General features: G+C 68.8%; 16 protein-coding genes. 8 read left to right on the top strand and 8 right to left on the bottom strand.

The features are described 5' to 3' along the window. Positions 1–321: 321 nt before the first annotated feature. The 3 genes from AB0H21_RS24235 to AB0H21_RS24225 form a co-directional block, all read right to left on the bottom strand. Positions 322–1,047, bottom strand: coding sequence for an HAD family hydrolase (locus tag AB0H21_RS24235; RefSeq protein ID WP_358520367.1), 726 nt, complete (start codon positions 1,045–1,047; stop codon positions 322–324). Between the two features lie 61 nt (positions 1,048–1,108). After that, positions 1,109–1,228, bottom strand: coding sequence for a DLW-39 family protein (locus AB0H21_RS24230; protein ID WP_358520364.1), 120 nt, complete (start codon positions 1,226–1,228; stop codon positions 1,109–1,111). Between the two features lie 294 nt (positions 1,229–1,522). Beyond that, on the bottom strand, positions 1,523–1,921 hold the full coding sequence (locus tag AB0H21_RS24225; protein WP_358520361.1) for a hypothetical protein: 399 nt from the start codon (positions 1,919–1,921) through the stop codon (positions 1,523–1,525). Between the two features lie 161 nt (positions 1,922–2,082). On the opposite strand from AB0H21_RS24225, the gene AB0H21_RS24220 reads away from it, so the two are divergent. Further along, positions 2,083–3,084, top strand: coding sequence for a WYL domain-containing protein (locus AB0H21_RS24220; protein WP_358520359.1), 1,002 nt, complete (start codon positions 2,083–2,085; stop codon positions 3,082–3,084). Positions 3,085–3,139: 55 nt separating this feature from the next. Here AB0H21_RS24220 and AB0H21_RS24215 read toward each other — a convergent pair whose 3' ends face one another. Beyond that, positions 3,140–3,532, bottom strand: coding sequence for a DUF3224 domain-containing protein (locus AB0H21_RS24215; RefSeq protein ID WP_358520357.1), 393 nt, complete (start codon positions 3,530–3,532; stop codon positions 3,140–3,142). Positions 3,533–3,737: 205 nt separating this feature from the next. On the opposite strand from AB0H21_RS24215, the gene AB0H21_RS24210 reads away from it, so the two are divergent. From AB0H21_RS24210 to AB0H21_RS24190, 5 genes are all read left to right on the top strand, one after another. Further along, entirely contained in the window at positions 3,738–4,715 is a 978-nt protein-coding gene (locus AB0H21_RS24210) for an acetylxylan esterase (protein WP_358520355.1), read from the top strand. Beyond that, the gene (locus tag AB0H21_RS24205; RefSeq protein WP_358520353.1) at positions 4,712–4,897 is read left to right on the top strand and encodes a hypothetical protein; all 186 of its coding nucleotides are present in this window, start codon (positions 4,712–4,714) and stop codon (positions 4,895–4,897) included. The genes AB0H21_RS24210 and AB0H21_RS24205 overlap by 4 nt, the downstream gene beginning before the upstream one ends. A gap of 226 nt (positions 4,898–5,123) precedes the next feature. Continuing rightward, entirely contained in the window at positions 5,124–5,648 is a 525-nt protein-coding gene (locus AB0H21_RS24200; protein ID WP_358520350.1) for a protocatechuate 3,4-dioxygenase subunit alpha, read from the top strand. A gap of 92 nt (positions 5,649–5,740) precedes the next feature. Then, positions 5,741–6,577, top strand: a complete 837-nt coding sequence (locus AB0H21_RS24195; protein ID WP_358520348.1) for an MBL fold metallo-hydrolase — start codon at positions 5,741–5,743, stop codon at positions 6,575–6,577. Between the two features lie 4 nt (positions 6,578–6,581). After that, complete coding sequence (locus tag AB0H21_RS24190) at positions 6,582–7,484, top strand: DUF72 domain-containing protein (RefSeq protein WP_358520345.1); 903 nt, start codon at positions 6,582–6,584, stop codon at positions 7,482–7,484. Here AB0H21_RS24190 and AB0H21_RS24185 read toward each other — a convergent pair whose 3' ends face one another. The 3 genes from AB0H21_RS24185 to AB0H21_RS24175 all read right to left on the bottom strand — a co-directional run bounded on the left by AB0H21_RS24185 (position 7,485) and on the right by AB0H21_RS24175 (position 13,701). Continuing rightward, positions 7,485–8,276 (bottom strand): arylamine N-acetyltransferase, encoded by a 792-nt coding sequence (locus AB0H21_RS24185; protein ID WP_358520342.1) that lies wholly within the window; start codon positions 8,274–8,276, stop codon positions 7,485–7,487. Between the two features lie 186 nt (positions 8,277–8,462). Continuing rightward, positions 8,463–11,984, bottom strand: coding sequence for a S8 family serine peptidase (locus AB0H21_RS24180; protein ID WP_358520341.1), 3,522 nt, complete (start codon positions 11,982–11,984; stop codon positions 8,463–8,465). Positions 11,985–12,639: 655 nt separating this feature from the next. Beyond that, entirely contained in the window at positions 12,640–13,701 is a 1,062-nt protein-coding gene (locus AB0H21_RS24175; RefSeq protein WP_358520338.1) for a hypothetical protein, read from the bottom strand. Positions 13,702–13,755: 54 nt separating this feature from the next. Here AB0H21_RS24175 and AB0H21_RS24170 point away from each other — a divergent pair, with 54 nt between their 5' ends. Together AB0H21_RS24170 and AB0H21_RS24165 are read left to right on the top strand one after the other, a co-directional pair. Next, positions 13,756–15,087, top strand: a complete 1,332-nt coding sequence (locus tag AB0H21_RS24170) for a GH116 family glycosyl hydrolase (protein WP_358520336.1) — start codon at positions 13,756–13,758, stop codon at positions 15,085–15,087. Positions 15,088–15,438: 351 nt separating this feature from the next. Then, positions 15,439–16,587, top strand: a complete 1,149-nt coding sequence (locus AB0H21_RS24165) for an SMI1/KNR4 family protein (RefSeq protein ID WP_358520335.1) — start codon at positions 15,439–15,441, stop codon at positions 16,585–16,587. A 446-nt stretch (positions 16,588–17,033) separates the two neighbouring features. Here the strand turns inward: AB0H21_RS24165 and AB0H21_RS24160 are convergent, their stop codons facing one another. Further along, positions 17,034–17,231, bottom strand: coding sequence for a hypothetical protein (locus AB0H21_RS24160; protein ID WP_358520333.1), 198 nt, complete (start codon positions 17,229–17,231; stop codon positions 17,034–17,036). Between the last annotated feature and the right edge of the window lie 295 nt (positions 17,232–17,526).

Here is a 17,526-nt window from a genome sequence, read left to right as displayed (position 1 = left end):
ATCCTCAGCTCAACCGCGTAATTGTGAAGCCGGAAAGCAGACACCTTCGGTCGGAGCCATTTCCAATAACTCGAACATCGAGTTCGAGCCAGGGGTCGATGACAGCGCCTGACTGATCGATTCTGCACTGTCGATCGAGATCGAGACGGGTCACACCACAGCGCCTTATTGGGGCGTATACCGTAAATTTCGCGCAACCCATTGACACACAAAAGGCCAGGCAGTACGGTCCTCGCCGTAAGTCGTACACCGTGTGACGTGCGAAGACTTGCAAAGCAGGCGCTCTGCCAGCTGAGCTAAGGCCCCTTGTCTGCGGACAGCTTACCGGGAGGATGTGGCGACTGGGGACTGGGCTTGGTGGCTGTCGAGGATCAAGGTGGGGAAGTCGGCGATGGAGTCGATGATCTGGTTGGCGCCGCCGCGGATCAGGCGTTCGCGGCTGTGGGCGCCGGTGAGGACGCCCGCCACGATGGAGGCGCCGGCGCGGCTGCCGCAGAGCATGTGGCTCTCGGAGTCACCCGCGACCGCGACCTCGCGGACGTCGTCGATGCGCAGGCGGAGCATGGCGGTGAGGACCATGTCGGGCCATGGGCGGCCGCGGCCGACGTCTTCGGGGCACAGGGCCAGGTCGATCTTGTCCATCCAGCCGACGGCACCGAGGACGCGGCCGACCGTGTGCCGGCTGAAGCCGGTGATCAGGCAGATCTTCACGCTGGCGGCGCGGAGCTTCTCCAGGGCCTCGACGGTGCCAGGCGCGGGGTAGAGGCCGGCACGCTCGATGGTGTCCTCGTACGAGCGCTCGAAGGTCAGGTTGGCGGCCTGGGCCTGGGCCTCGTTGCCGGGGAAGATCCCGCGGAAGACCTCGATCTTCGGGCATCCCCGGGACCGGTGCACGTGCACCATGGCCCGCGCGTACGCCCCGGTCCCGGGGACTATGCCCTGTGTGGCGATCGCCTCGGCGAACGCCCGGTCCACCATCGCGATGTCGCCGATGGTGGTGCCGGCCAGATCGAGACAGGCAAGCTTGATGGGTGAGGCGCTCGTCATGCCGTCACCTCCGCCTTGACCCAGAATCATTGACGCACCCGCACCGGCGGTTATGAGATGGTCAGTTCTCGCTGCCGGTCGCCTCGGTCCACAGGTCGAGCTCGGCGCGGTCGGCCTGCACCTTGCGCCAGACGAGCAGCCCCCCGAGGGCAACGAGCGCGAGAATGAGCAGCTTCTTCACGGTGTGACCCCACTTCTCAACGGTCTCGTCAGCCGAGGACGAGACGACGCCGGGTTCTTATCAGATGCTTGCAGCCTAGCAAGGTATCGGCTTCCACCCCGGGTCGCCCGGAAAGCGGTTGTCCACATTCTTGCGATACGGACCTGGCTTCCCGGCATCGGTCACGCGGTTCGGGCCCGGAGGTAAGAGTCCGCCATAGCTCTGAGCAGGCGTTTCTTCCAAGAAGTACCGCCCTGGGACATCTCACGGCGCAAGTTTCGTCTGATAGCGGACAATCAGCACTTGCCACATACGTCAACCGCCGACGGGGCCCTCGGGGAACGCGTCGGCCAGGTAGGCGGGGAGGCGCGGCTCGTCCGGGACGAGCATGTGCCGTACCCAGGCGGCGCGCTCGTGCTCCAGCGGGGGCAGTTCCCATACGCAGCCGATCCAGGGCTTGCCGATCTCCGAGAAACGCGCCAGGTCGGTGTCCTCGCTGCCGAGGAAGGGCACGTCGGCGACGGCCGTGCGGCACTCGATGACGTTGCCCCACACCCAGGTGTAGGCGTTCAGGTAGCAAGCGGTGTCCCTCCCCCGGTGCAGTACGGTGAACGCGGCTGGCGGGGTCTCGTCGGGGTCGGGCAGCAGGCGGGGCAGGAAGGCGTACGCCGCGCGCTGGATCTCCGTCTCGATCTCGGCGTCGGCGGTGTTCACCGAACACTTACAGCGCGGAAGCCCGGTCCTTCAGCTTCAGGGCCGAGAAGCTGACGTGGTAGCGCTTGCGAGTCCGATCACTCCGGGAACGCGAAGAAACTTCTCGTTGAAAGCCACGATTGGACGGTGCGAGGGGCACACTGACACGTATTGTCAGTGGAATGCGCGCGAGTCGCCTGCTTTCCATCCTCCTCCTGCTGCAGGCCCGCGGCCGGCTGACCGCTCGCCAGCTCGCCGAGCTGCTGGAAGTGTCCGTCCGGACGATCTACCGCGACGTCGAGTCGCTGCACGCCGCGGGTGTCCCCCTCTACGGCGACGCGGGCCCGGCCGGGGGCTACCAGCTACTGGACGGCTACCGCACCCGCCTGACCGGCCTCACCAGCGAGGAGGCCGAGGCGCTGTTCATGGCCGGGATGCCGGGACCGGCCGCCGAGCTCGGGCTCGGGGCCGTGGTGGCCGCGGCGCAGCTCAAGCTCCAGGCGGCGCTCCCTCCGGAGCTGCGCGACCGGGCGACGCGCATCCAGGAGCGGTTCCTGCTGGACGCCCACGGCTGGTACTACGACGGCGACCGTTCCCCGCACCTGGCGCCGATCGCCGACGCCGTGTGGAACCAGCGCCGTATCCAGGTGCGCTACCGCCGCTGGAAGGAGCCGGCGGAGGTGACCCGTGTCCTGGACCCGTACGCCATCGTGCTCAAGGGCGGGAAGTGGTACCTGGTCGCGCGGAGCGGCGAGAACGTCCGCACGTACCGCGTGCACCACGTGCTCGGCCTGGAGGTGCTGGACGAGACCTTCGACCGTCCGTGCGGGTTCGACCTGGCCGCGTACTGGCGGTCGTTCCTCACCGAGTTCCGCTCCCGTCTCTACCAGGGCACGGCGACGATACGGCTCTCTACCGCGGGCCGGCGGCGCCTGCGGGAGGTGATGAGCAGCGCGGTGATGGACGCGGTGGACCAGAGCGCCACGGACCCGGACGAGGCGGGCTGGGTGACGGCCGTCGTGCCGATCGAGTCGCTGGAGCACGCCGAGACCGAGTTCATGAAGCTCGGTGCGCAGGTCGAGGTGCTGACGCCGATAGAGCTGCGTGCGCGGCTGGAGGCCACGGCGCGCGAGCTGGCGGGCATCTATCTGTCCCTGTCGCCGGCCGGGCCGCCCGCTTCGTGAGCCGGCCGGTTCAGCCATGGTCGAGGTCGGCCGGTGATCGATCCTGCGGCCCAGGTCAGTTCAGCTCGTAGTCGAGGGTGTAGGAGTGCGCGCCATCGTCGTTGACGATGTGCCCCGTGCCGGTGATGCCCTGGAGGTCGCCGGTGCCCGAGTCGGGGAGGATCGTCCAGCTCAGCGACCGGTCGTCACCCTCGCTGGTGGCCTTGTGGTGCAGGACGAAGGTGCCCTCGCGCCCGTGGACGGTGCCGGTGAACCGCTCGAACCCGGCGTAGGCGGCCGAGGTCTCCGCCTGGCCGACGGCGGTGATGATGTCGGTGGTGCTGGCGCCTTCCAGGTCGCCGTGGAAGGCCTTGGTGAAGTGGACCTTGCTCAGTGTGGCGCCTTCACGCTCGTCGTAGGTCTGGGGCTCCCAGCTCTCGATATCGAAAGTGCCCTCGGCACGTGGCATGACCGTCTCTCCTCAGATCGGGATATGTCCCCCTATCGTGACTCGCAAAGCTGACGTCCGCTGTCAGGTACCACCGTCGCGTCCGACGATTCCGCCCGGAAACCGCCAAGGTTACGATGCGGACGTGGTGCGCCTCACCGCCCGCCACCGGCGAAGGCGGCACGGCGGCGTGGCCGGCACTGGCCTCCGACAGCTAGGAGCGGCAATGGCCCTGTTCGACCTGCCCCTGGAACGCCTCCGCGACTACCTTCCGGAGCGCGACGAGCCGGCCGACTTCGACGCCTTCTGGAAGCAGACGCTGGAAGAGGCGTCCGCGCACGACCTGGCGCCGGAATTCGCGCCGTACGACGCCGCGCTGAGCGAGGTCCAGGTCTACGACGCGACGTTCGCAGGGTGGGGCGGTCATCCGATCAGGGCCTGGATGCTGCTCCCTTCGGGCGCGGACGGCGTGCCGTGCGTGGTGCAGTACATCGGCTACGGCAGCGGCCGGGGTCTGCCCATCGATCATCTCAGCTGGCCGGCGGCCGGTTTCGCCGCCTTGGTGGTGGACACGCGCGGCCAGGGCGCCAAGAACGCCTACCACCCGGGCGCGACCGGCGACCCGTACGGCGGCGACTTCCCCGAGACGCCGGGCGTGATGACCCGGGGCATCCGCGGCCCGGAGCACTACTACTACCGGCGCGTGTTCACCGACGCGGTGCGGGCCGTGGACGTCGCCGCCGGACATCCGGCGGTGGACGCCGCGCGGATCGCCGTCGCGGGGGCCAGCCAGGGCGGCGGCATCGCGCAGGCGACCGCGGCGCTCCAGCCGAAGGTCGCGGCCGCGCTGATCGACGTGCCGTTCCTGACGCACTTCCGCCGCGCGGTGGAGATCACCGACGAGGACCCGTACCAGGAGCTCGTCCGGTTCCTGGCCGCGCAGCCGGAGGCGGAGGAGGAGGTGTTCCGCACGCTGTCGTACTTCGACGGGCTCAACTTCGCCGCGCGCGGCCGCGTCCCGACGCTGTACTCGGTGGCGCTGATGGACTTCGTGTGCCCGCCGTCGACGGTCTTCGCCGCGTACAACCACTGGGCGGGCCCCAAGGACATCGAGGTGTGGTCGTGGAACGGCCACGAGGGCGGCTCCGGGCGTCAGCGGATGATCCAGCTTCGCTACCTGCGCGAGCTGTTCGCCACGGGGTGAACCGGGCCCGGTCACGGGGACGCGTCCTCACCGGCTCCCCCGAGCCGCTGGACGGCTGCTCGCGGACGTGCCTGCAGCGGGTGTGGCGGGCGCAGCACTTCTCCTGGTGGATGACGACGCTCCTGCACACCTTCAACGCCGACGACGCCGACGGCTGCAGCTGTCCCACCTCGAGTACGTGACGTCGTCGGAGGCGGCGGCGAGGACGCCGGCGGAGAACTACGCCGGCCTGCCGTACGGGTCCGGCGAATGACGCAACGAAGGGGCTGAAGGCCGGATGTCAACGTGATCCGCCCTTGGCGCGACATCTAAGGAACCCACGAGCGTCCATCCCCCGTATCTCAGCCCGGAATGGGCGCTCGGCTACCAGTTCGACATCGTGCTCGGCCGTACCCCCATGGAGGCCTGATGTATCAGGAAGGCTCGCTGGACGCGCCCATGGCGCCGACCCCTTCGAAGACCTTCGGCCCGTTCTTCTCCCAGGACCTCCCGTACGACGGGGACTGGGAGCTGGTGCCCGAGGGCCACCCGGGGGCGATCGAGATCCGGGGACGGGTGCTGGACGGCGCGGGGGAGCCGGTGCCCGACGCGCTGCTGGAGCTGTGGATGGGGACGATGGGGACCCGGCGGATCCTGCTGCGGACGGGGACGGGAACCGCGGGTTTCGGGCGGTGCGCCACCACGCCGGATGGCTTGTACCGTTTCCGTACGATCCGGCCGAGTGTGCCGTACATGCTGCTGCTGGTCTTCGCCCGCGGCCTGCTGCGGCCGATGCTGACGCGGATCTACCTGCAGGACGGCCCCGACCCGCTCCTGGACACGCTCGACCCCAGGCGCAGGGCCACGCTGATCGCCCTTGAGCGGTCCGCCGGCGTCTACGGCTTCGACGTCCGGCTGCAGGGGGAGGAGGAGACGGTGTTCCTCGGCACCTGACGGCCTCTGAGCCGGGCTCATACCGCCCCCGAGCCGGACCGGCGTCCGCCCGTGTGCTTAACCTGAAATATCAGGAGACGGGAGGGATTCCCATGGCCGATCCTGCCGAGGCGAGCGTCTTCTTCATCGGAAACGCCACGACCTTGATCCGCTGCCAGGGCTTCACCATCTTGACGGACCCGAGCTTCCTGCATCGAGGACAGCGTGCCTACCTCGGCTGGGGCATCACCACGCGCCGCCGTACGAACCCGGCGATCGAGGTCGGCCATGTGCCCGAGCTCGACGCCATCGTGCTGTCCCACATGCACGGCGACCACTGGGACCGCTACGCCACCCGAGGGCTGGACAAGAGCGTGCCCGTGATCACCACCCCGCACGCCGCGGCGCGGCTCGCGCGCAAGGGGTTCATGAACGTCGTCGCCCTGGAGACCTGGAGGGAACACCTTCTGCGCCGGGGCGACGCCACGCTGAGGATCACGTCGCTGCCCGCCCGTCACGCGCCGGGCGCGGCCGAGCGCCTGCTGCCGCCCGTGATGGGCAGCATGCTGGAGTTCGGCCACGGCGACCTGGACGGCGGCCTGGACCTGCGCATGCACATCAGCGGGGACACGATTCTGGACGACCGCCTGAACGCGATCCCCCACCGGTTCCCGGACATCGACGTCGCGATCGTCCACCTCGGGGGCACGAAGATCCTCGGGGCGCTGCTGGTGACCATGGACGGCGACCAGGGCGCGCGCTGGGTGCGGCTGATCGGCGCGCGCCACAACCTGCCCGTGCACTACGACGACTACGAGGCGTTCAGCTCGGGCCTCGACGACTTCCGCCGCCACGTCGACCTGCTCGGCCTGTCCGACCGGGTCCGGTACATCGGCCGCGGCGAGACCTACCACATCCTCGGCCGCCGGGCGGGGCACGGGGCGCGCTGACCGCATGGGGGAGATCCTTCTCGGCACGGCGTCCTGGACGGACAGGACGCTGCTCGCGTCCGGCTGGTATCCGCCCGAGGTCACGACGGCGGAGGAGCGGCTGCGGTACTACGCGCGCCGCTTCCCGCTCGTGGAGGTCGACTCGACGTACTACGCGACGCCGGGGGAGGAGACCGCGCGCCTGTGGGCGGAGCGCACCCCGCCCGGGTTCACGTTCGACGTCAAGGCGTTCTCGCTGCTCACCTGCCACCCGACCCGCCCGGGGGCGCTGCCCGGGGACCTGCGGGGCGAGGTCCCCGACAAGAAGAACCTGTACATACGGGACGTGAAGCCCGAGGTCGCCGACCAGGTGTGGGAACGCTTCCTGTCCGCGCTGCTGCCGCTGTGGGAGGCGGGGAAGTTCGGGGCCGTGCTGTTCCAGTTCCCGCGCTGGTTCCCGATCGGCAAGGCCAACAAGCACTACATCCTGGAGTGCAAGCGCCGCGCCGAGCCGCTGAGGATCTCGGTCGAGTTCCGCAACCGCACATGGATGTCGGAGGAGAACAGGGACGAGACGCTGGACTTCCTGCGCTCGTACGCCATCCCGTACGTGAACGTGGACATGCCCCAGGGCTACCCGGACTCGATCCCGCCGGTCGTCGCCGCCACGGCGGACCTGGAGGTCGTCCGGTTCCACGGGCACAGCGACAAGTGGACCAGCCACGACATCCACGAGCGCTTCGGTTATCTCTACAGCGAAGAGGAGCTGAAGAAGTGGACGCCGAAGCTGCGCGAGCTCGCCGAGGGGACGTCCGTCACGCACGTGCTCATGAACAACTGCTACCGGGACTACGCCCAGACCAACGCCCGGCAACTAGCCGCCCTGCTCGCCCAGGCCGGGGCCCGGGTGCCGCCGCCGGCCGAGTGATCAGCCCGTGGGCACCGGCGGGTTCGCGACGACCGGCACCCGGTCGAGCACGATGCCGAAGTGGGTGCGGTAGGCCTCCAGGATCTCGGCGTCGCTCTCCAGCGTCACCTCCTCGCGCTCGCCGCCGACCGTGTGGATGAGCTTGGCGCCGCTGAGCGTCACCCGCCCGGTCTCGGTCAGCCGCGAGCACGTCAGCGAACGTGTGAAATGGGAGTTCGGCGAGGTCTGGTGCCACCAGCAGGTCGGCAGGTAGTCCATCAGCTCGTACGGCCGGGCGTCCAGGCGGTACTCGACGCTGCCGTTGTGGTGGACGTCGAGATCGCCGTACTCGCCACCCGGGGTGACCTGGAAGACACCGCCGGGGTCGTGCTGCTCCTCGCGGTCCGCCAGGCGCACGGGGTAGTGGGTGAAGGCGCCGAACCCGACGTCGACCAGCCAGGGCTCGTCCAGGTCGACCCGCAGGGCCATGTGGTCGAACGGGAGCCCGGGCCGCCGGTCGCCGCCGAAGACCCGCGCGGCCAGGCGCGTCACATGGTAGCCGAGGGCGGTGAGCAGCGCGGCGAGGGCGCCGTTGAGCTCGTAGCAGAAGCCGCCCCGCCGCTGGTCGACGATCTTCGCGACCAGCAGGTCCTCCTCCAGGACGATGGGCTGTCCCAGGTGGATGCTCAGGTTCTCGAACGGCACCGACATGAGATGGGCGCGGTGGATCTCCCGCAGCGCCTCGACGCCGGGAGCCGCCGGCCGCGGGACGCCGATCCGCGCGAGGTAGGCGTCCACCCGCGATTCATCCATTGACTGCTCCGCCTCCGGTCCGCCATTTCACCATTTATCCATTCATACCGCCCAAACCCCAACTTGACCCGGCCCAGAACGGGGTGATCCCGCCGCGAAATCGCAGCGGTGGCCGTGCCGGAAAAGGCCACCGGCCCGTCCCGCGCCGTGCCGGGCGGGACGGGCCGGTGGTGGTCCGTCAGGCCGTTACGGGGTGGCCTTGTCCGGACGCTCGGAGATGCGGATGGCGTTGACGATCGTGTCACCGGCCCGCTCGGCGAACCGCACGTTGAGCTGACCGTCGGTGACCTTCACGGTGTACGACCGGGTGGTGGCGGTGTACGTGCCCACCTCCAGGGCGAGGTCGAGCGCCGGGATCGCGAGCTGGCCCTCGACGATGACGTCGAAGACGCGCTTGCCCGGACGGGTGTCCTTGATGTCCGCGAAGCCCAGCTCGACGGTGTAGGTGCCGTTGGGCACCCCGTCGAACCGGTACTCGAGCATCCCTTCGCGGGCCTTCTTGAACAGCTCCTGCTCGGTGGTGCCCTTGATCGTCTTGGTCGTGGTGGCGGTCTTGTTGATGGACGCCACGTAGCCGGAGCCGCCGGTGGTGTACTTCCGGTCGGCGGTCCACCGGTCGCCCACCGCGTCCACGAGATCCTTGGTGGCGCCGGTGTCGATGGCGACCTGGTGCTTGGGCACCACGACGTTCACGGCGATCTCGATCTGCGGGTTGCGGCCGCTGGCCGAGCGCACCAGCAGCTTGCCGGTGCGGACGGTGCCCGGCTGGACGCCGGTGCTGGAGGCGGTCGCCTTCAGCGTCACCGACGCGCCCGTGGCGAGGTCGCCCGCCGCCGGGGTGACGGTGAGCCAGCTCTGCGCCGGGTCGGTCACGACGGTGTACGCCGTGGAGCCGCCCAGGTTGGTGAGCTGGACGGTCCCGCTCCGGGTGGCGTTGGCGGGCATGACCAGCGTCACATCGGCGGCCGAGGCCGTCACGCGGCCGGTGGCCAGGGCGGTGTCGACCGGGGTCACCGTTCCGGCGGTGACGGTGACGCTCTGGGTGAAGGTGCCGTAGTTCGCCTTGGACACCGTCACCTGGTAGTCGCCCACCGGGATCTGGCCGAGCCACGTGCCGCTGTCCCCGGTCGTGAAGGTGGCCAGGTCGCCGACCTTCACCGTCGCGCCCGCGAGCGGCCTGCCGTCGTTGGCGTCGCTCACGGTGCCGGACAGCAGGCCGTGGCGGCTGGCGGTGAACGTCAGGCTCTGGCCCTCACGCAGCGCGGCGACGTTGTACGAGTACTGCAGGGCGTCGGTGCCGGCGGGGTTCTCGACGCCGACCGTGGCGCTGGTGCCGGCGTGGCGCTCGCTGGTGATGCCCTTGTAGCGGTACGAGATCGAGCCGTCCTCGCCGAGCAGCGCCGAGAACGTGATGCGCAGGCTCGCGTCGGAGTAGAAGCGCGCGTTGCGCCACTCGACGACGAACGTGCGCCTCGGGGCGGTGCCGGTGGTGGCGGTGTAGACGCCGGACTGGTCGTCCAGCACCAGGTCGTCCCAGTACGGGTACACGGCCCCGTTGGGCGCGGCGGAGGAGGGCAGGGAGCCGTTGCTGGCCGCGGTGCTGCTCGCGGTGAAGCTCAGGAACCCGTTGCTGCTGACGAAGCCGCCGGTGTAGCCGGTGCCGTAGAACGGGAAGGTGAACGGCAGCGCGATCGGCTGGGCGACGTCGTCACCCGTGATCGCCTGCTTGTCGGTGCCCGCGACGAAGGGCGCGGTGGCGTCGGCGCAGGTGTAGCCGAAGGTGTCCATGCGGCGCGGCAGGTCGACGTTCTTGGTGACCGTGCCGCTCACCGCGACGTTCACGGTGAGGCCGTCGGCGCAGCGGGAGAGCGGGGTGACCTTCAGGTCGTAGGTGCCCTCCGGCAGCGTGAGCGAGTACCGGCCGGCGGCGTCGGTGGTCGCGGTCACCGGACTGCCCACGGCGGCCACCGTGGCGCCCACCTCGGGCGCGCCGGCGGCGGTGACCGTTCCCGACACCGTCCCGGAGGGCAGCGCCGTCAGCGTCACGTCCTGCGTGACCGTCTGGTCGGCGACGATGGTGACGGTCGCGGTGGCCGTCTGGTAGCCGTACTTGGTGACGGTGACCTGGTAGTCGCCGGTGAGCAGGCGCGGCAGCGTGTACGTCCCGTCCGCGGCGGTGGTGACCGTACGGTTGATCGGGCCGGTCACGCTGAGCGTCGCCGCGGCGACGGGCGTGCCGCCGGAGGTGACGGTGCCCGCGAGCCCGCCGAGCGAACCGACGGGGGCGGCCCGGACGGCGGCGTACGCGTCGAGGCGGCCCTCGCCCCAGACGTTGTTGTCGGCAGCGGTGCCGCCGCAGCGGGTGTCGTTGACGTCGATCGCGGTGCCGTCGAGCAGCTCGCGCGTGGTGTTGATGTCACCGCGCAGGCCAGGGGAGGCCGACCACATCAGCGCGACGGTGGCCGCGATGTGCGGGGAGGCCATCGAGGTGCCGGAGAAGAAGTCGTACCCGCCGGGGACGGACGAGCGGACGTTCACGCCGGGCGCCGCGATGTTGGGCTTGATCTCGCCGTTCTCGCCGAAGCCGCGGGTGGAGAAGGTCGCGATCGTGTTGTTGCTGTCGAACGCGCCCGCGCTGTAGCTGATGATGTACTGTCCCGGCGAGCCGCTGGAGTTGCAGCCCGCGCCGGTGACGTTGCCGTTGGCGAAGGCGGGGAAGATGCCCGCCGCTATCCACGCCTCGACGGTCTCCTTGTACCAGGGGTCGAAGCCGGAGCCGCCCCAGGAGTTGTTGACGATGTCCGGCGCCAGGTCCGGGCGGGGGTTCCGCCCGCTCAGGTCGGTCGGCGCGATGACCCACTGGCCCGCGGCGAGCAGCGATGCGTCGGAGCAGGAGTTGGACTCACAGCCCTTGGCGGCGATCCACTTGGCTCCGGGGGCGACGCCGATCTCGTTGGCTCCGCCGTCGGAGCCCACCATCGTGCCCATGGTGTGCGTACCGTGGTCGTTGTTGTCACACGGCGCCGAGCTGGAGCAGACACCCGCGGGGTCGAACCAGTTGTAGTTGTGGTCGACGGTGCCGTCGGCCTTCTTGCCCCGGTACTGGGCGGCCAGCGCGGGGTGAGTGTAGTCCACGCCGGTGTCGATGTTGGCCACGACGATGCCCTCGCCGCGGGTGCCGAGTTCGCTCCACACCTGGGGCGCCTTGACGCGGTCGATGTTCCACTCGACGGCGTTGACCTGGGCCACCGGCCTGCCGGGGATCGGGTCGGGCAGTTTGGTGACGTGGGTCGGCTCGATGCTCTTCACCTCGGCGAGGTTCGCGATCTCCCCGGCCAGCTTGGCGTCGCCGGTCACCTGGACGGCGTTGGAGATCCAGAACGGGGTGAAGTCCACGCCCGCGGAGGTGAGCAGCTTGCGCAGGTTCGCCTGGGACGAAGTGGCGATCTCGGTCTTGGCCTTGTAGACCTGCTGCGCCTTCTGGGTCTTGGTCGTGGCCCTGTGGGCGGCGCTGAGGTCGGCGTTGCTCTTCAGGCGGACCCAGAAGGTCGCCTTGTCGTCCGCGGACAGGTCCGCCATGACGGCTTTGTCGATCTTGTCGGGCTCGGGCGCGGGCGCGGCTTGGGCCGCGCCGTGAGGCAACATGAGCGCGAGGGTGGCGACCGCTCCGGTCAGAATCGTTCGCCAGTGCCGGGGTGTGCGTAACACACATTCTCCTTCACGCCGGGCGGGGATCAACCGCCGGGAGATGGCGTGGGCTGATGAGATCTTTACAGCCCACGTGGAGAATCGTGAATCGATCTTGTCTGCTTTGCAATGGTTGAAATCGACAAAGCACGTAATGTCACCGGATTTATCATGACAAGCTTGTCTGACATTAAGGCTGTTTCCCGGACATTAAGCACCTTTTCCGACTTTCTTACTGCACTAAGGTAACAATCTGTCAGATCGCCGGGACGTTTCGCGTGCACCCAGGGCCTCCAGGTCGGAGGAGTGCACGTGAGCACGGCGAGGCGTACGCGCGGGCCCGGATCACAGAGTTTCGGAATCCCGCTATCGGCCACCGGCGGAGGCCGAAATATGGGCCCGGCGCCGTTGACATCACGTGAAACCAGTGGTGCGCACCCCACCTACTTTCGCTTTCCGTGCACGCGAACAGCATCCCCGTGGGAGCGTGTCCACCACTCATTTAAGACGGAAATTGAAAACCCCCAGCGCCATTCCGAAACCACATTCTCGCCGAGCTGTTATTGAAGCGTTATCAAGGTCGGGTCTTGACACCCACCCCTGGCCACGGTCAGTCCCCGACAGGATCCGCCCGAGCGCTCTCCGGCCGGCAAGCTAGGAGAGCGCTCTCCAAGAGTCAGGCCACGTAGGTCTCCCCGCACAGGTGCACGTGCAGGCCCAGCTCGGCGAACAGCGCGGCCTTGGCGACGAGCGCCTTGTCGGCCGTCTCGGCGTCCGGGGCGTAGGCGACGTTGAGGTGGTTCGCCTTGTGCCGGGCCATGAACTGGTCGCGGCTCACGCCGTGCAGGACGGCGTGCATGATCGGCCACGCGGGCGTGGTCGCCTGGGAGCGGCGTTCGGTCTCCTCGTCCGGCAGCGAGACCGCCGAGGCCCGGCCGAGGTCGACGTGCAGCGCTCCCCCCTGCACGAACACCCGGCTCCAGACGATCTCGCCCGGCTTGCAGACGCCCTTGATGGTCGACCCGCCGAGCGGGAAGTAAACGGGGTCCTGCCGCCGGCCGACGGCGCCCGCGTACCCGTCGGCGAAGTGCGACGGCGGCACCGACCCGGAGATCTCGAAGACCCAGACGAACCGCCCGTCGTACTCTTCGCCCCAGCGCACGTCGTGGAGGGTGGTCGCCGGGTCGAGGCCCATGGCCGTCCACAGGCGGTTGGTCACGAGCGCGTCGACCGCGACCCCCTCGTCGGCCTCGTTGAAGTGCGGCAACGCCTGACCGTCCCACAGCACCCGCGCGCCGTCGCGCGAGGTCACCGGCGGGCGGTCGACGTTGTTGAGGATGCCCTCCGCGAGGTCGGACGCCGGCGAGAGGTCCTTCAGCCCCTGCTGGTACTGGATTCCGACCGCGTCCAGACCGAAGTCGTCGCTGATGCGCAGCGCCGCGATGTACATCTTGTACTGCCAGCGCAGCTGCGCCTCGGTGAGTTCGGTCGCCTCGTCCGTGCCGAGGCGGAACGTCATGCCCTTGTCGAGGAGCCAGCGGCCCACCGCGTCCGCCTCCTGGTCGGACACCGTCTGCATCTCGGCCCACAGCGCGCTCTGCGAGAGCCGCTCCTTGTAGATGCCGATGGGGTTGAGCAGCTCGTCGTCGATGATGGCGTTGTACATGCCCATGCAGCCCTCGTCGAAGACGCCGATGATCCTTGTCGGCGAGCAGTTGGCGGGCGAGCGCAGGACCACCGTCCGCGCCGGGCCGTCGTCGCCGGCAGCGACCTGCCGGACGAACTGCGCGAAGTGGTCTCCGCCCAGGGCACCCTCGTGCGCTCGCCCACCCTGTTCCGCACCGCCGACGGGCGCGCCTACGGTTTCGAGGGCACGCTCGGCGCCTCCACCCGGAACTGGAACGGCGACGTCGGCGGATCCTGCCCGCTCAACTGCAACCACGTCTTCAACTACGAGCAGGCCCTCGCCCGGCTCTTCCCGGACCTCGGGCTCAGCATGCGCGAGACCGAGTTCTCCGTCCAGGCGCCGGACGGGTCGCTGCCGCACCGGGTGGTCCTGCCGCTGTACCTGCCGCAACTCCACGACGTGGCCATCGGCGGGCCGGAACGCCCGGCGCTCGACGGCATGCTCGGCGCCGTCCTCAAGACCTACCGCTCGGTGCTCGACGGCGCCGGCGACACCTGGCTGCGCGAACACTGGCCCGCCCTGCGCCGCCTCATGGACCACGTCACGACGACCTGGGACCACGTCGGCGACGGAGTCCTGCGCGGCGACCAGCCCGTCACCTACGACATCAGCCTGCACGGCCCGAACATGTTCGTCGGCGGGCTGTGGCTGGCCGCGCTGCGAGCGATGCGCGCGATGGCCGAGCTGGTCGAACCGGCCGCCGCCTCCGCGTACGAGGATCGGTTCGCGGTGGCGCGCGACAACTACGACAAGCTGCTGTGGAACGGCGAGTACTACTCCCAGCCGGTGACGGGCGAGGCCTACGACTTCGGCCTCGGCTGCCTGTCCGACCAGCTCCTCGGCCAGTGGTGGGCGCACCAGCTCGGCCTCGGCCACATCCTGCCCCCGGGCCGCGTCCGCGCCGCGCTCGCCGCGATCGTCCGGTACAACCTGCGCACCGGGTTCACCGAGCACGGCTACCGCGTCTTCGCCGACGGCGACGAGACCGGGCTCGTGGTGTGCAGCTGGCCGCACGGAGGCCGTCCGGTCGTGCCTTTGCGCTACAGCGACGAGGTGTGGACCGGCGTGGAGTACCAGGTCGCCGCCCACTGCCTGTACGAAGGGCTCACCGACGAGGCGCTGCGGATCGTCAGGGCGATCCGGGAGCGCTACGACGGCACCCGCCGCAACCCGTTCAACGAGATCGAGTGCGGCGACCACTACGTGCGCGCCATGGCCGGCTGGTCCCTGCTCGACGCGTACACCGGCTTCCGCTACGACGCCACGACGGCCCACCTCCAGGTCACCCGCCGCCCCGACCGCTACCCCTTCGTCGCCGGCACCGCCTGGGGCACCATCACCATCCCCCCCGACGGCCCGGCGACCCTCGAAATCCTCGGCGGCACAATGCCCCCCAACCTGACCACCGAGGTGACGGCCCCGCCCTCGGCGACCTGACCGCCTGACCATCAACGGGCGGCCTGTAGGCCTGATACTTTTCGATATTGGATTTCCAGCCACTCAGCGAAGGCGTCGCAGGTCGTGCAGGATGGCACGGCACAAAGGCGGACAGATTGCGCCGAAGGGTCCGAACACGCCTATCGGGCTTCTCGCCTTGGCACTGAAGGCTTCGGCATCGATCGTTCTCCTGACCACCTCACCCCGCCGCCACCCCACCCCGGCGGCCCACGCCTCGAAGTGATGCGGTCAAGGCGCGGGCCGTGGTCAAGGTCCACCCGGGGGATCTCCTGAATGTCGGTGGCCTCTGCTGGGATGAGCGTGCCGTGACCGACGTGTGAAGGAGTGCCCGTGGACCGTACCGCCTGGAAGCCGTTCCTGAAGCGCTGGAGCGAGGAATGGCAGATCGCGAATCCGGCCGAAGAACCGGGCGCCGATCCGTGGCTGGGCTTTCCCCCCGCCTCTCCTGAAGATGTCGAGGCTCTTGAGAGGCGTCTGGGGTGCACGTTGCCGCCCTCGTTCCGGGAGTTCCTCCTGGTCACCAACGGCTGGCGGCACGCGGGCAACTTCGTGTGGCGGTTACGTGATACCGACGAGATCGGGTGGATGCGCGACCTGGACCCTTTCATGGCCGAGCTCTACGACGATACGGACGACGAGGCCGGCGAGGGAGCGGTTCTCGCCCGGTCGCTGCTGATCTCACTGGAGGCGGACGCGGGTGTCGTCTTCCTCGATCCCGGAGACGTGGACGAGCGCGGTGAGTGGGCCGCTTACGACATGTTCTCGTGGACGGCGATGGGGCCGGAGCGGTATGACTCCTTCTACGAGAAGATGTACGACTTCTATGCCGGGTTCCACGCTCTGGACCGCCCGCGGTGCGAGACCCAGCGCGAGTGGGACACGAAGGTCGAGCAGGCCCGGCTGGCGAGTCTGGCGGGCGAGGTGGACGAACCCCTGGCGCTGCTGAAGGAGGCATCGCGCGTTGGCCGGGACCGCGCCAACTTCCTGCTGTTCCAGATGTCGGCCATGCTGGGCCACCCCGACGCGGCCAACCGGTTCGGCCATCTCCTCACAGGAGGTCACCACCTCTCCTGGACTCTGGACGAGGACCTCTTCACGGCGGAGACCCTGCCCTACCTGTTCGTTCAGCACGAACGCGCCCGTGGCCAGGGCACAGAATCCGCCGTCGCCGGTCTGATGAAACGCGGCTCCGACCGCGTCCAACGGTTGATCGCCGACCACCGGAGGCGTGCGGCCGAACCCGGCTTCCGGGTCCGGTTCGGCAACCCCGAGTTCGACGCCGCGGTACGCGCGGTCCTTGCCGACCCCGCCGGGGACGACGCCTGGCCGCTCCTGCGGGACGCCCTGTCACTGTGGCGGCCCATGAGCGATGACCATCTCGCGCCGATCTCCCTGCTGGCCGACCCCCGGACCGCCCGGCTGATCACACCGGCCCGGGGCCGCGAGATCCTCGGCACGAGACGCGCCTGCCCCCTCTGATCAGTAGTCGGCCTTCTTGCCTGAGGCGCGCGCATTGTTGGTGATGATCGTTACTTTGGCGACGCGCCAAGAGACTCGACCTGCGAAACCACAGCTCAGGGCATCAGTCGAGTTCCCCGTAACTCCCCGCTGTTCCCCGGTGTTTTCCCGCCCCATCGGGACACGCGACGGGCACGAGGCTACTCTCATCAAGGACGGTCTCCGGCATTGCGCCGCCAGGGGTACAGCTTGGCACGCCAGGCCGTAGGCGATCGGGCACGACGCCGGGAGGCTGGACAGCACCGGAGATCGTCCGCACCCCTACGTGACAGGGAACCCAACCCGGGAACCTACGTATTAAAAGCTCGGACGATCACGGTTCCAGGCAGTTCAATGCAGGTCAACGGGCATACGCGGACCACCCTGAACTGCAACCCGCGATTTCCTGAGGACCTGACTCGGGGCCGTCACTCGTCATTGGCGCGGTAGGGCTTCGGACGCGGGAGAACCACGATAAGCAGAGTTGCGATTGGCCCGAGAAAGAGAGAAATCAACCACCAACCGAAGCCTGAACGCCACTTGCCCTGCGCCAAACCAGCGTTGACCAGGGCGAGAGTGAAGTAGAAAATACCCACAAGATCATTTTTGCTTACCGTATCCAGCATGTTGGGGATTCTGTCACACAGCCCAGTTCGCTTGATGTTCCACGTGAGCTCATCTGTACAGCAAGGGCCGTCATCGCGTGGCCGTGCTCGGTGGGCCGGGACTGAGGGACGAAGCCCGGACATTCGATCGCCCTCAACCCGTACGGTGACCAACCACAGCGCGATCGGAACCTGTATGGGATTGACGGCCACCCATGCTCGGCCATAGCGGCGGGAGACCAGTGGGATAAGTTCGCGGCCCAGCCTATCCAGCTTCGAAACTCTGGACTTTGCCTAGTCCTGGCATGATGGCAAT

It is taken from the genome of Sphaerisporangium sp. NPDC051011, from assembly GCF_040653595.1.
In the GTDB taxonomy this organism is placed as follows: Bacteria; Actinomycetota; Actinomycetes; order Streptosporangiales; family Streptosporangiaceae; genus Sphaerisporangium.
Note: the sequence above shows the minus strand (reverse complement) of the source record. Positions and strands in the feature narration are given on the sequence as shown.

Excerpts from the sequence above, each read along its gene's own strand:
- AB0H21_RS24200 (WP_358520350.1), top strand. The coding sequence starts at position 5,124 with ATGTATCAGGAAGGCTCGCTGGACGCGCCCATGGCGCCGACCCCTTCG.
- AB0H21_RS24190 (WP_358520345.1), top strand. The coding sequence starts at position 6,582 with ATGGGGGAGATCCTTCTCGGCACGGCGTCCTGGACGGACAGGACGCTG.
- AB0H21_RS24185 (WP_358520342.1), bottom strand. The coding sequence starts at position 8,276 with ATGGATGAATCGCGGGTGGACGCCTACCTCGCGCGGATCGGCGTCCCG.
- AB0H21_RS24220 (WP_358520359.1), top strand. The coding sequence starts at position 2,083 with ATGCGCGCGAGTCGCCTGCTTTCCATCCTCCTCCTGCTGCAGGCCCGC.
- AB0H21_RS24195 (WP_358520348.1), top strand. The coding sequence starts at position 5,741 with ATGGCCGATCCTGCCGAGGCGAGCGTCTTCTTCATCGGAAACGCCACG.
- AB0H21_RS24210 (WP_358520355.1), top strand. The coding sequence starts at position 3,738 with ATGGCCCTGTTCGACCTGCCCCTGGAACGCCTCCGCGACTACCTTCCG.
- AB0H21_RS24160 (WP_358520333.1), bottom strand. The coding sequence starts at position 17,231 with ATGCTGGATACGGTAAGCAAAAATGATCTTGTGGGTATTTTCTACTTC.
- AB0H21_RS24235 (WP_358520367.1), bottom strand. The coding sequence starts at position 1,047 with ATGACGAGCGCCTCACCCATCAAGCTTGCCTGTCTCGATCTGGCCGGC.
- AB0H21_RS24215 (WP_358520357.1), bottom strand. The coding sequence starts at position 3,532 with ATGCCACGTGCCGAGGGCACTTTCGATATCGAGAGCTGGGAGCCCCAG.